Origin of the sequence: Segeticoccus rhizosphaerae (assembly GCF_005222685.1) — a bacterium.
Lineage (GTDB): Bacteria > Actinomycetota > Actinomycetes > Actinomycetales > Dermatophilaceae > Segeticoccus > Segeticoccus rhizosphaerae.
The window spans coordinates 214,950-228,201 of the sequence record NZ_SWMA01000002.1; the positions used below are offsets into that span (position 1 = coordinate 214,950).

The window sequence follows — 13,252 nt, forward strand, 5'->3', positions numbered from 1 at the left end:
TGCTTCCCACCGGCCGCGGTGCGGTCAGCCGACGATCTCGGCGGCCTCGAGCCACTCCAGCTCCAGCGACTCCCGCTCGTCCACGATCGCGCGCAACGTCTCGTTGAGCTCGAGCACGGCCTGGTGATCGGTGGCCTTCAGCGCCATCTCGTCGTGGATCCGCTGTTCGCGGGTGGCGAGCCTGGACAGCTGTCGCTCGATCCGCGCCAGCTCCTTGCGCGCGGCACGCAGCTGCGCCGGGCGGTGCGTCTGCGCCGCACCGGTCGCCGAAGCCCCGTCTGCGGGCTCGTGGACACTCCCCGTCGAGGTCGCTCCCGCCGACGGGCGCCCAGCGGTCGCGTGTCCAGCCGAACCCTGTCCCGAGACGTGCTGCTGGTGGCGCAGCTCGAGGTACTGCTCGACCCCGCCGGGCAGGCCGCGCAGCCGGCCGTCCCCCATCAGCGCCACCTGCTTGTCGCACATCCGCTCGAGCAGGTAGCGGTCGTGCGACACGACGAGGAGCGTGCCGGCCCAGCCGTCGAGCACGTCCTCGAGCGAGGTGAGCGTTTCGATGTCGAGGTCGTTGGTGGGCTCGTCCAGCAGCAGCACGTTGGGTTCGGCCATCAGCAGTCGGAGCAGCTGCAGCCGCCGCCGCTCCCCACCGGACAGGTCGCCGACCCGGGTCTGCTGGCGGCCACCGGAGAAGCCGAGCCGCTTCGCGAGCTGGCTCGCGCTCACCTCCTTGTTGCCGAGCCGGGTGAACGCCTTGACGTCCTCGATCGCCGCGATGACCCGCCAGTCGGCGAACGCCTCCAGCTCGCGGACCTCCTGGGTCAGGAACGCCATCGACACCGTCTTGCCGACCTTGCGCTTGCCCGACGCGAGCTCGACGTCACCGTGCACCGCCCGGAGCAGGGTCGACTTGCCGGCGCCATTGACGCCGACGATGCCGATCCGGTCGCCCGGCGCCAGCCGCCAGGTCACCCGGTCCAGCAACCGGCGGTCACCGAGCTCGACCGTGGCGTCCAGCAGGTCCACGACGTCCTTGCCGAGCCGGGTCGTGGCAAAGCGCACCAGCGAGACCTCGTCCCGCGGGTCCGGCTCGTCGGCGATCAGCGCGTTGGCGGCCTCGATCCGGAACTTCGGTTTGCTGGTGCGCGCCGGCGGCCCGCGGCGCAGCCAGGCCAGCTCCTTGCGCAGCAGGTTGCCGCGCCGCTCCTCAGTCACCGCGGCGATGCGGTCGCGCTCCGCCTTGGCGAGCACGTATGCCGCGTAGCCGCCTTCGTAGGACTCGACCCGCCCGTCGACGACCTCCCAGGTGAGGGTCGCGACCTCGTCGAGGAACCAGCGGTCGTGCGTCACGGCGACCAGGCCGGTGCCGGGCCGGTTGCGGCGGGTCGCGAGGTGCTGCGCCAGCCAGGCCACGCCCTCGACGTCGAGGTGGTTGGTCGGCTCGTCGAGCAGCAGCAGGTCCGGGTCCTCGACCAGCAACGCGGCCAGGGCCAGCCGCCGGCGCTCGCCGCCGGACATCGGGCCGACGACCGCGTCGAGCCCGCCGACCTCCGGCGCCTCCACCCCGCCGAGCAGCCCGTCCATCACGTCGCGGACCCGGGCGTCCCCTGCCCACTCGTGCTCGGGCAGGTCACCGAGCACCGCCTCGCGCACCGTCGACTCCGGGTCGATCGTGTCGACCTGGCGCAGCAGACCGACCGAGAGCATGCCGACCCGCGTGACCCGGCCGGAGTCGGCCTCCTGGTCTCCTGCGAGCACGCGCAACAGGGTGGACTTGCCCCCACCGTTGCGGCCCACGACGCCGATCCGGGCTCCCCCGTTGACTCCCAGCGACACCCCGTCGAGGATCGTGTGGGTGCCCAGCGTGAGTGAAACCTGCTCGACGGCAACCAGATTGGCCACGCTCAGCGACCCCGGGTCATCTCGTGGCTGAGCACGTGGGCGCCGTGAGCCGGTCCCGTCGCCCGCTTGACCTCCGGAGCGGATCCGACGGCCGCGAGCGCGACCGCGAGGTCGAGGGCCCCCTCCGCATCGGCCGCGAGGAAGGCCACCGTCGGACCCGAGCCCGAGACCACCCCACCGAGCGCCCCCATCTCCAGGCCGGCCGCTAGCAGGTCGCGCAGCGGGGGACGCAGCGAGAAGGCCGCCTCCTGCAGGTCGTTGGACAGGGCCGAGCCGAGGGCCTGCGGATCACCCGAGCGCAGGGCGGCCATGAGGTCGTCGGACGGCTCGGGTGCCGCGATCCGGCGCCGTCCGCGCATCCGGTCGCACTCGGCATACACCGCGGGAGTCGACAGCCCGCCCTCGCTGATCGCGAAGACCCAGTGGTAGCTGCCGCGGGCCAGGACCGGGGCGAGCGATTCCCCGCGACCCGAACCGATCGCCGTGCCACCGGTGAGCGCAAAGGCGACGTCGCTGCCGAGATCACCTGCCATCGCGTCAAGCTGGGGCCGGGACAGCTCGAGGCCCCAGAGCGCGTCACACGCCACCAGGGCCGCGGCGCCGTCTGCTGAGCCACCGGCCATGCCCCCGGCCACCGGGATCTGCTTGTCGATCGTGATCCGCACCGGCGTGTCGACGCCACCCGCCTGCGCCACGCGGCGCGCTGCCAGCAGGGCGAGGTTGCTCTCGTCGAGAGGGATCTGCTCGGCGTAGGGGCCGGCCGCGACGACCTCCCAGTCGGCGGCCGGCTCGACGGTCACGTCGTCGTAGAGGCTCACGGCGTGGAAGACCGTGGCCAGGTCGTGGTAGCCGTCCGCGCGGTGCGGCCCCACGTTGAGCTCGAGGTTGACCTTGGCCGGGACCCGCACGGTGACGTGGCGCGACCCCTCCCTGGTCGTGATCATGCCGGGGTCCCCGCGAAGTATCGGAGGCCGGGGTCCCCGCGAAGTATCGGAGGCCGGGGTCCCCGCGAAGTATCGGAGGCCGGGGTCCCCGCGAAGTATCGGAGGCCGGGGTCCCCGCGAAGTATCGGAGGCCGGGGTCCCCGCGAAGTATCGGAGGCCGGGGTCCCCGCGAAGTATCGGAGGCCAGGGTCCCCGCGAAGTATCGGAGCGCAGCGGAGAACTTCGTGGGGTGGCAGCGCAGCGGAGTGCGGGGTCCCCGCGAAGTACCGAGTGAGGCACGAGCGAGGACTTCGTGGGGTGCTTTTCGTGTGGTGGTTCATGTGCTCACCCGAGGTCCTGCCGGGCGGCGATCGCGATGAAGGCCTCGACGTCGAGGCTCTCGCCACGCGTTCTCGGGTCCACACCGGCGGCCCGCAGGATCTCCTCGGCCCGCGTCGCGGAACCGGCCCAGCCAGCGAGGGCCGCCCGCAGCGTCTTGCGACGCTGGGCGAAGGCCGCGTCGACGCACGCGAACACCTCGGCCCGGGAGGCGTTCGAGCGCGGAGCGGGGTGCCGCCTCAACTCGACCAGGCCCGAGTCGACGTTGGGCGCGGGCCAGAACACGTTGCGGCTGACCGTGCCCGCGAGCCGCACGTCGGCATACCACGCAGCCTTGACGCTCGGCACGCCATACGTCTTGCTGCCGGGACGGGCGGCGAGCCGCTCGGCGACCTCGAGCTGCACCATGACGAGCACCCGCTCGAGGGTCGGGAACGCCTGCAGGAAGCCGAGAACGACCGGCACCGAGACGTTGTAGGGCAGATTGGCCACCAGCGCGGTCGGCTGGGGGTCGGGCAGCTCGTCGACGTTGAGCGCGTCCGCCTGCACCACCGACAACCGGTCCTCGTGTCCGGGGGCGTGCTCCTGCACCGTCTGCGGCAGGGCGAGCGCCAGCACCGGGTCCACCTCGACCGCCACGACCCGGCCCACCTCGGGCAGCAGGGCGAGGGTGAGCGAGCCGAGCCCGGGTCCCACCTCGACCACGACGTCGTCCGGGCCGACCCCGGCGAGTCGGACGATGCGGCGCACCGTGTTGGCGTCGATGACGAAGTTCTGCCCCCAGTGCTTGGTGGGGCTCACCCCCAGGCGCGTCGCGAGCTCACGGATCTGGGCGGCGCCCAGCATCCCGGTCCTCGCCGTGTCGTCCGCAGCCATGTCGAGCAGCCTAATGGCCGACGCCGCCGGGTCCGTCCGGGGTCGTCAGGGCGTCGTCCCGGGGTTGCCCCGCGTCGTCTGGGATGTGGGTCAGAGGTAGCGGGAGCAGACCGGCCACAGGTCGGCACCGAAGCGGGCGTAGAGCTGCTGAGCTCGGGCGGTCTGCTCGTAGGGATCCGCACGGGCCGGACTGCCCAGACCGCCCACCGACCGCCAGGCCGAGATGCTGACCTGGTAGAGACCGAAGTAACCGTGGGCGCTGACCTCCCGCGGGTCGCCACCCGACTCGCACTCGGCCAGGGCGGCCCAGTTCAGGCCCCGCCCGGGGTCGTGGCCGGGCACGTCGGGGACCAGGCGCGGCCGGGCCGCCCCGCCCCGGGAGATCCGGAGCGGCTCGTAGGCCGGCTCCGAGCGGCTCGGCGGGGCGGACGTCGACGGGTCCGTCGCGGTGGACGTCGAGGCGCCCTCCGCGTCGGCCGAGAGCAGCGTGGGGCCGGGTTCGGCGGTGGGCAGCAGATGTCCGCAGAGCAGCGCCCCGGCCGCGAGCGCGAGGAGGGCGACCGCAATGCCCGCGGTGCGTGGCCGGCTCGGCGCCACCTCGGCCCTCCCGTCGTCGGCACAGTCCCGGGGTCTCGGGACATGGCGTCACACCTTGGCGTAGCCCCCGGCCAAGGTCAAGTTCTGATAACGGGATGTCGTCGGTTCGGTAACGTTTCTGCGGCGCGTCTACCAGGGACCATAGATCCGCTCGGAGTTGTCGGCGACCGCGGTGCAGAGCGCGGGCACGTCGACGTTGAGCACGTCGGCCATCGCCCGCACGGTGAGCGGCACGAGGTAGGAGGCGTTCGGCGCCCCCCGGTGCGGGCTGGGGGTCAGGTAGGGCGCGTCGGTCTCGACGAGCAGCTGCGACAGGGGCGTGACGGCGAGTGCGTTGCGCAGCTGCCGGGCGTTCTTGAAGGTCACCGTGCCCGCGAAGGAGAGGTGGTAGCCGCGCTCGACGCAGGTGCGGGCCATCTCGATGTCGCCGGAGAAGCAGTGCAGCACGGTGTGCTCGGGGGCTCCCTCCTCGGCCAGGATCCGCAGCACGTCGTCGTGCGCGTCGCGGTCGTGGATCTGCAGCGCCAGGCCGGTCCGCTTGGCCAGGTCGATGTGCCAGCGGAAGGAGTCCTGCTGCGCCGGTATGCCGTCCGGCCCGGTCCGGAAGTAGTCCAGGCCGGTCTCACCCACCACCCGCACCCGCGGGTGGGCCGCGAGCCGCTCGATCTCGGCCCGGGCCGCGTCGGTCTCGCCCCGGGACGCGAGGCCCGGCGTCTCGTTGGGGTGCAGCGCCACCCCGCCCAGCAACGCGGCATACCGATCGATCACCTCGACGGTGAAACGGGCGCCGGGCAGGTCGCAACCGATCTGCACCATCCGCGGCACCCCGACCGCGGTGGCCTCCGCGATCGCCTCACCCGGGTCGGGTGGCTCGCCGCCGTCGCGGCCGATGTCGAGGTGGGTGTGGTTGTCGACGACCGGGATCGGCAGCGGGTCGGGCGCCGGCGGGCGATCGCCGCGGGACGTCACACCCGCTCCCGCGTGCTCGGCTCAGGCGCCTTTGCTCGGTTCAGGCCGGTTTTGGCCACCCCGAAACCGGCATGAATCGAGCAAACCGGCCCGGGGTGAGCAGGGGTCACCCCGCCTCCTGCGTGAGCCGGGCGAGCTCCTCGTCGACGATCGCGTGGTCGAGCTTGGTGAAGACAGGGGTCGGCTTGCCGATCGGGGCGCCGACCTTGACGGGACGCGACTCCCACGCCGGCGTGGTCGAGTAGTCGCCGGTGATGACGGGGTAGCCCGGGCCGCCGTCGAGGTCGTCGACCTCGTCGATCCTGGGCATCGGCACGAACTCGCCGTCGCCCCCGATGACGAGGTGCACGGCGTTGGCACTGTGCGGCAGGAACGGCGCGATCAGCGTGTTGCAGTCGGACACGGCCTGCGCCAGCACGTGCAGCACCGTGCCGAGCCGGGCGCGCTGCTCCGGAGCCTTGAGCGTCCACGGCGCCTCGTCGGTGACGTACTTGTTGGCCTCGCCGATGACCCGCATGACCTCGCCGATCGCGGCCTTCTGCCGGTGCCGTGCGATCAGCCCACCGACCGTGTCGAACGCCGTGCGCACGTCGGAGAGCAGCGCCTCGTCGCCCTCGGTCAGCTCGCCCGCCGCCGGGATCTCGCCGAAGTTCTTGTGGATCATCGTGGCGGTGCGGTTGACCAGGTTGCCCCACCCCGCGACCAGCTCGCTGTTGGTGCGGCGGACGAACTCAGCCCAGGTGAAGTCGCTGTCCTGGTTCTCCGGCCCGGCCGCGCAGATGAAGTAGCGCAGCGCGTCGGCCTGGTAGCGGGACAGGACGTCGCGCACGTAGATCACCACGCCGCGGCTGGAGGAGAACTGCTTGCCCTCCATGGTGAGGAACTCGGAGCTGACCACCTCGGTCGGCAGGTTCAGCGCGCCATACTTTCCGGGCTCGCCGCCACGCGACCCACGGCCGTCGTAGGCGAGCAGCTCGGCGGGCCAGATCTGGCTGTGGAAGACGATGTTGTCCTTGCCCATGAAGTAGTAGGACTCCTGGGCCTCCGGGACGGTCCCGTCGACCCACCACTCGCGCCAGCGCTCGGGTTCGCCCAGCCGGCGCGCCCATTCGATCGACGCCGACAGGTAACCGATCACCGCGTCGAACCACACGTAGAGCCGTTTGGTGGGCTGGTCGCGCCACCCCTCGAGCGGCACCGGGATGCCCCAGTCGAGGTCGCGGGTCATCGCCCGAGGCCTGATGTCCTCGAGGATGTTCTGGCTGAACCGGATGACGTTGGGCCGCCACGTGCCGGTGGCCTCCCGGTCGTCGAGCCACGCGCCGAGCGCCTCGGCGAGTGCCGGCAGGTCGAGGAAGAAGTGCTGGGTCTCGACGAATTCCGGTGTCTCACCGTTGATCTTGCTGTGCGGCTCGATCAGGTCGGTCGGGTCGAGCTGGTTGCCGCAGTTGTCGCACTGGTCACCGCGGGCGCCGTCGTAGCCGCAGATCGGACAGGTCCCCTCGATGTAGCGGTCGGGCAGGGTGCGCCCCGTCGACGGACTGACGGCGCCACGCGTCGTCTGCTCGATCAGGTAGCCGTTGCGGTGCACCGTGGTGAACATCTCCTGCGCGACCGCGTAGTGGTTCGGCGTCGTCGTGCGGGTGAACAGGTCGTAGGACAGTCCCAGGGCGTGCAGGTCCTCGACGATGAACCGGTTGTTGCGGTCCGCCAGCTCGCGCGCGCTGACACCCTCCTTGTCGGCTGCGACCAGGATCGGGGTGCCGTGCTCGTCGGTGCCGCTGACCATGAGCACGTCGTGGCCCGCCATCCGCATGTAGCGGCTGAACACGTCGGACGGCACGCCGAATCCGGCGACGTGGCCGATGTGGCGCGGACCGTTGGCATACGGCCAGGCGACGGCAGACAGGACCTTGGTCATGCCTCGAATCCTAGGGTGCGACCACAACCCGGTATCCCGCGCCCGTCACCAGCCCGCCGCCCGCACGTTGCCCGCTCGTCCGCCGCTGAGCCAATGACACGCCATCCGCCTCGGCCCGTGAGGGGCGGGGTCAGCGGGTCGGGGGGTCAGCGGAAGGCGGACTCGCCGGTCAGGGCCTGACCGACCACGAGGGTGTGCATCTCCGGCGTGCCCTCGTAGGTCAGGACCGACTCGAGGTTGTTCATGTGCCGGATCACCGGGTACTCCAACGAGATCCCGTTGGCGCCGAGGATGGTGCGCGCGGTCCGGCAGATCTCCAGCGCCTTGGTGACGTTGTTGAGCTTGCCGACGCTGACCTGCTGCGGCAGCAGCGTGCCGGCGTCCTTGCGGCGGCCCAGGTGCAGTGCCAGCAGCGCGCCGAGATTGAGCTCGGTCGACATCTGCGCCAGCTTGGACTGGGTCAGCTGGAAGGCGCCGATCGGCTTGTCGAACTGCACCCGCTCCTTGCTGTAGGCGAGCGCCGCCTCGAACGAGCTGCGGGCCGCGCCGAGCGAGCCCCAGATGATGCCGTAGCGCGCCTCGTTGAGGCAGGACAGCGGACCCTTGAGTCCGCGCACCTCCGGGAAGATCGCGGACTGCGGCAGCCGCACCCCGTCGAGGACGAGCTCGCTGGAGACCGACGCCCGCAGCGACATCTTGTGCTTGATCAACGGCGCCGAGAATCCCGGGGTGTCCGTGGGCACCACGAACCCCCGGATCTCGCTGCCGCCCTCGTCCCCGTCGACCTTGGCCCACACCACGGCCACGTCGGCGATGGAGCCGTTGGTGATCCACATCTTGGCGCCGTCGAGCACCCAGTCGTCGCCGTCGCGGCGGGCGTGCGTGCGCATCGAACCTGGGTCGGACCCGTAGTCGGGCTCGGTGAGCCCGAAGCACCCGATCGCGTCGCCCGCGGCCATCCGGGGCAGCCACTCCTGCTTCTGCTCCTCGCTGCCCCAGCGGTGGATCGCGAACATCGCCAATGACCCCTGCACGCTGACCAGCGAGCGTATGCCGGAGTCGCTCGCCTCGAGCTCGAGGCAGGCCAGCCCGTAGTCGACCGCGCTCATGCCGGCGCAGCCGTAGCCCTGCAGGTGCATGCCGAGCAGCCCGAGGTCGCCGAGCTCCTTGGCGAGCTCGCGGGCCACCGGCAGCTCGCCGGACTCGAACCACTCCGCCACGTGCGGGTCGATGCTCTTGTCACACAGCTGCCGGACGGAGGCGCGGACAGCCTTCTCCTCGTCGGACAGGACGTCGTCGATGCCGACGAGGTCGAGCGGGTCGAGCGAGGGCTTGCGGCCGGGGTGCTTCGCGTTCATCGGGAGGCCTTTCGGGTCGGTTCCTGGTCACCAGTCTGACGGGTCGTGGCAGGTGGGAGCGGTGCCGGGTCGGCTTCGAGGAGCCAGGCCCGGACCTCGGCGTCGTCCTCGCCCAGACGCGGCGGCCGAGACGGGGTGGTGGTGAGGTCGGCGTCGTAGCGCACCGGGTGGCGCACCTGGGGCACGCCACCGGCGCCGTTCGATCCGGCCTTGCGCGTGGCACCCTCGGCGGGGTCGACCCCGGCGCCCCAACCCTCGGCGGGGTCGTCGACCCGCGACCACGGCTCGAGCCCGAGCCGTTCCGCGAGGTCGAACCCGTCGGCAAGGTCGCCGACCCGGCCGGCCGGCACGTCTGCCGCGGTCAGCCGCTGCTGCCAGGTGTCCGCGTCGGCGGCGGCCAGCTGCGCCTCGAGGACGCCAACCAGCTCCTCCCGGTGCCCCACCCGCGACGCGTTGGTGGCGAACCGCTCGTCCGCGGCCAGCTCCGGTGCACCGAGAGCCGTTGCCAACCGGGCGAACTGGCCATCGTTGCCACAGGCGACCGCGAGCAGGCCATCGGCGCAGTGAAGTGTCTCGTAGGGCGCGATCGACGGGTGCCGGTTGCCCATCCGCCGCGGGGCCCTGCCGGTCTGCAGGTAGCCCTGGGCCTGGTTGACCATCGAGGACAGCAGGCTGGAGAGCAGCTCCACCTCGACCCGGCAGCCCTGCCCGCCGTGTTCACGGGCGGTGAGCGCGGCGAGGATGCCGATCGTGGCGTCCTTGCCGGTGAGCACGTCGACGAGTGCGACGCCGGCCTTGGTCGGATCGCCGTCGGGCTCGCCGGTGACGCTCATCAGCCCGCCGACCGCCTGCACGAGGAAGTCGTAGCCCATCAGGTCGGCGCCGGCCCCCCGGCCGAAGCCGGTGATCGACGCGTAGACGATGCGCGGGTTCGCGGCGCGGACCTGCTCGTAGCCGAGGCCGTGCCGCTCGAGGGCGCCGGGCCGGAAGTTCTCGATGAAGACGTCGGCACGCCGGGCCAGCTCGTGCGCGAGGGCGCGGTCGCCCTCGTCGCGCAGGTCGAGCGTGACGCTGCGCTTGCTGCGGTTGATGCTGTCGAAGTAGGACGAGGAGTGGTCGGACCACGGCGGCCCCCACGACCGGGTGTCGTCGCCAGCACCGGGCCGCTCCACCTTGACGACGGTCGCGCCGAGGTCGGCGAGGTTCATCGTGGCGATGGGGCCGGCCAGGACCCGGCTGAAGTCGGCCACGAGCACCCCGTCGAGCGGTGGCCTCACGTGGCGACCCCCTCCGCGACAACGTCCCCACCGGGCGCCTCGCCCGGGTGCGTGTCCCTGTGTTGGTCATCCGCGTGCTGCTCGTCGCCCTCGGAGGTGTCGCTCGCCGCGTATGCCGTGCCGGGCGCCTCCGGCTGCCCGTCCACCCGCCGTGGCACGTTCCACGGGTTGTCGTCGCGCAGGACGGCCGGCAACCCGACCTCGGGCACGGCCTGGAAGGCCACCGGACGGGTGAAGCGGTCGAGCGCAGCGGCGCCGACGCTCGTCGCGTCCGGTCGGCTGGTCGCGGGCCAGGGTCCGCCGTGGTGCTGGGCCCAGGTCGTGGCGACCCCGGTCGGCCAGCCGTCCACCAGCACCCGGCCGACCTGCCGGGCCAGCCGCGCCACGAGCGCCGTCGTGTCCGCGTCGTCCGCACCGGAGGTGGCGACGGCGCCGGCCAGGCTCGGCTGCAGCCGGGCGAGCACCGAGTCAAGGTGCGTCTGGTCGTCATACTCCACCACCAACGCCACGGGGCCGAAGCACTCCTCGAGCAGTGGTGACCCGGTGCGCAGGTCGTCGGCGTGAGCCGTCAACACCGTTGCGGCGGCAGCGAACCCGCCTTCGGCGCACTCGGCCGTTCCCACGACCTCGGCGCCGGCCTCGACCAGCCGGGCCACCCCCGCGGCGTAGGACGAGGCGATCCCCTCGGTCAGCAGCCAGCCCGGTGGCCGGGTCCGCACCTGCGCGGCGACCGCCTCGGCGGCACCGCTCCCGCGCGGCACCAGCAGCAGCCCGGGCTTGGTGCAGAACTGCCCCTGACCCAGCGTGAACGAGCCGACGAAGCCTTCGGCGACCTCGGCCAATCGGGCACCGGCGGCGCCCGGCGTCACCACCACCGGGTTGACCGTGCCCATCTCCGCGAAGACCGGGATCGGGCGGGGCCGGGCGAGCGCGCGCTCGGCGAGCGCCATACCGCCGGCCTGCGATCCGGTGAAGCCGACCGCCGCGGTCTCGGGGGCGTCCACCACCTGCAGCCCGGCGTCGAAGCCGACCACCACCGAAAACACACCCTCGGGCGCGCCTGACCCGGCGAGGGTCTCCGTGACCAGCTCCCCCAGCCGCACGCTCAGCCGCGGGTGAGCGGGGTGGGCCTTGACGACGACCGGGCAGCCTGCTGCCAGCGCCGAGGACGTGTCGTGGCCGACCACGCCGAAGGCGAAGGGGAAGTTGCTCGCCCCGAAGACCGCGACCGGCCCGACGGGCCACCGCACGCGGCGCAGGTCCGTGCCGTCCGGGAGCTGGTCGACGGTGACCTGCGCCCAGCTGCCCTCGACGGCGACCGAGGCGTAGAACCTGGCCTGGTCCGCCGCCCGGACGACCTCGCCGAGCAACCGGTCGAGCCCGAGCGCGGTCTCCTCGTCGGCCAGCCGCGCCAGCTCGTCCCGGTGTTGCTCGAGGGCGTCGGCGACGGCGCCGAGCCAGCGGGAGCGCTGCGCCGGGGCGGTGGCCGCGACCTCGGCGGCGACCGCGCCGGCGGCCATCACCAGCCGGGCCACCTGCACCGGGTCGGTGTGCGGCACCTCGCCGCGGGCAGCGCCGGTCCGGGGGTCACGGCTGGTGTCCACCGCGTCGGTCGGCAGCGTCGTGGTCATCCTTGGCCTCCTGCGTCGTGCGATGGGTTCATGATGCCTCGCGCACGGCCTCGGCGAGGACCGCGAGCCCGTCGGCGAGCAGCTCGTCGCCGATCACCAGCGGCGGCAGCAGCCGGATCACGTTGCCGTAGGTGCCGCAGACGAGCACCACCACCCCCTGCTCGTGACAACGCGCCGCCACGGCCTTGGCCACCTCGGGCGCGGGCTCGAGCGAGCCGGGCCGCACGAATTCCATCGCCAACATGGCCCCGCGTCCCCGCACCTCGGCGATCGTGGGGACCTCCTGCGCGAGCGGCTCCAGGACGCCCCGCGCGACCTGTTCGATGTGCCGGGCGGCCTCGAGCAGACCACCCTCCTCGATCATCGACAGCGCGCCGAGCGCGGCCGCGCAGGCGACCGGGTTGCCGGCATAGGTGCCACCCAGACCCCCGGCGTGCACCGCCTCCATGAGCTCGGCACGCCCGGTGACCGCCGACAGCGGCAGGCCCCCGCCGAGCGCCTTGGCCGAGCAGACCAGGTCGGGCACGATCCCCTCGAACTCGGAGGCGTAGACCGTCCCGGTGCGGCCGAGACCGGCCTGCACCTCGTCGGCCACGAAGACGATGCCGTGCCGCTTCGCGACCTCCTGCACCCCGGCGAGGAACCCCGGCGCCGGCACGATGAAGCCGCCCTCGCCCTGCACCGGCTCGACCACGATCGCCGCGACCTCCTGCGGCCCGACCTCCTCCAGCAGCTCCTCGAGCGCGGCCAGCGCCTCGGCCGCCGCGTTCTCCGGCCCGGTCGGCCAACGCAGCGCGTAGGGGAAGGGCGCCCGGTGCACGTGGCCGGGGAACGGGCCGAAGCCTGCCTTGTAGGGCATCTCCTTGGCGGTCATCGCCATCGCCATCATGGTGCGGCCGTGGTAAGCGTGGTCGAAGACGACGACCTCGGTGCGGCCGGTCGCGTGGCGCGCGACCTTGACGGCGTTCTCGACCGCCTCGGCGCCGGTGGTGAACAGCGCGGTGCGCTTGTCGTGGTCGCCGGGCGTGAGGGCGTTGAGCCTCTCCGCGACGGCGACGTAGCCGTCGTACTCGGTGACCATGAAACAGGTGTGGGCGAAGCGTGCAACCTGCTCCTGGACCCGCGAGACGACTTCGGGCGCACTCGCACCGACGCTGGTCACCGCGATGCCCGACGCGAAGTCGATCAGGTGGTTGCCGTCCACGTCGACCAGCACACCCCCGCCGGCGCGCTCGATGAAGACCGGGAGCACGACGCCCATGCCGACCGGGACCGCTGCGGTGCGCCGCTGCTGGAGCTCCCGGGACCGGGGACCAGGCACCTCGGTGCGCAGGATGCGGCGCTGCTCGGGCTGGCCCGGCGCCGACTCCGTGGCGGCGCCCGGCTCACCACGGGTGCTGTCGGAGGTGGCGGTGGATTCGGCGACGGACATGGCTGCTCCTGAACCTCTGAAGACTGCTGACGGCTG

General features: G+C 72.5%; 10 protein-coding genes. All 10 read right to left on the minus strand.

The features are described from left to right. Positions 1-24: 24 nt before the first annotated feature. Complete coding sequence (locus FCN22_RS02510) at positions 25-1,893, minus strand: ABC-F family ATP-binding cassette domain-containing protein (protein WP_137119944.1); 1,869 nt, start codon at positions 1,891-1,893, stop codon at positions 25-27. 2 nt (positions 1,894-1,895) lie between these two features. After that, entirely contained in the window at positions 1,896-2,837 is a 942-nt protein-coding gene (locus tag FCN22_RS02515; protein ID WP_137119945.1) for a 4-(cytidine 5'-diphospho)-2-C-methyl-D-erythritol kinase, read from the minus strand. Positions 2,838-3,161: 324 nt separating this feature from the next. Next, positions 3,162-4,031 (minus strand): 16S rRNA (adenine(1518)-N(6)/adenine(1519)-N(6))-dimethyltransferase RsmA, encoded by an 870-nt coding sequence (gene rsmA / locus FCN22_RS02520; RefSeq protein WP_137119946.1) that lies wholly within the window; start codon positions 4,029-4,031, stop codon positions 3,162-3,164. 90 nt (positions 4,032-4,121) lie between these two features. Beyond that, a complete protein-coding gene (locus tag FCN22_RS22645) occupies positions 4,122-4,628 on the minus strand; it encodes a transglycosylase family protein (protein WP_137119947.1) in 507 nt (168 codons plus the stop codon). A gap of 129 nt (positions 4,629-4,757) precedes the next feature. Next, the gene (locus FCN22_RS02530; protein WP_137119948.1) at positions 4,758-5,597 is read right to left on the minus strand and encodes a TatD family hydrolase; all 840 of its coding nucleotides are present in this window, start codon (positions 5,595-5,597) and stop codon (positions 4,758-4,760) included. Positions 5,598-5,703: 106 nt separating this feature from the next. After that, positions 5,704-7,518, minus strand: a complete 1,815-nt coding sequence (gene metG / locus FCN22_RS02535; protein WP_137119949.1) for a methionine--tRNA ligase — start codon at positions 7,516-7,518, stop codon at positions 5,704-5,706. A gap of 146 nt (positions 7,519-7,664) precedes the next feature. Continuing rightward, positions 7,665-8,876 carry an acyl-CoA dehydrogenase family protein gene (locus FCN22_RS02540; protein WP_137119950.1) on the minus strand — a complete coding sequence of 404 codons (1,212 nt, stop codon included), beginning with the start codon at positions 8,874-8,876 and terminating at the stop codon, positions 7,665-7,667. Continuing rightward, positions 8,873-10,153 carry a CaiB/BaiF CoA transferase family protein gene (locus FCN22_RS02545; protein WP_137119951.1) on the minus strand — a complete coding sequence of 427 codons (1,281 nt, stop codon included), beginning with the start codon at positions 10,151-10,153 and terminating at the stop codon, positions 8,873-8,875. Before FCN22_RS02545 ends, FCN22_RS02540 begins: the two co-directional genes overlap by 4 nt. After that, on the minus strand, positions 10,150-11,784 hold the full coding sequence (locus FCN22_RS02550) for an aldehyde dehydrogenase family protein (RefSeq protein WP_137119952.1): 1,635 nt from the start codon (positions 11,782-11,784) through the stop codon (positions 10,150-10,152). Before FCN22_RS02550 ends, FCN22_RS02545 begins: the two co-directional genes overlap by 4 nt. A gap of 28 nt (positions 11,785-11,812) precedes the next feature. Next, a complete protein-coding gene (gabT, locus tag FCN22_RS02555; RefSeq protein ID WP_137119953.1) occupies positions 11,813-13,216 on the minus strand; it encodes a 4-aminobutyrate--2-oxoglutarate transaminase in 1,404 nt (467 codons plus the stop codon). Positions 13,217-13,252: the final 36 nt, after the last annotated feature.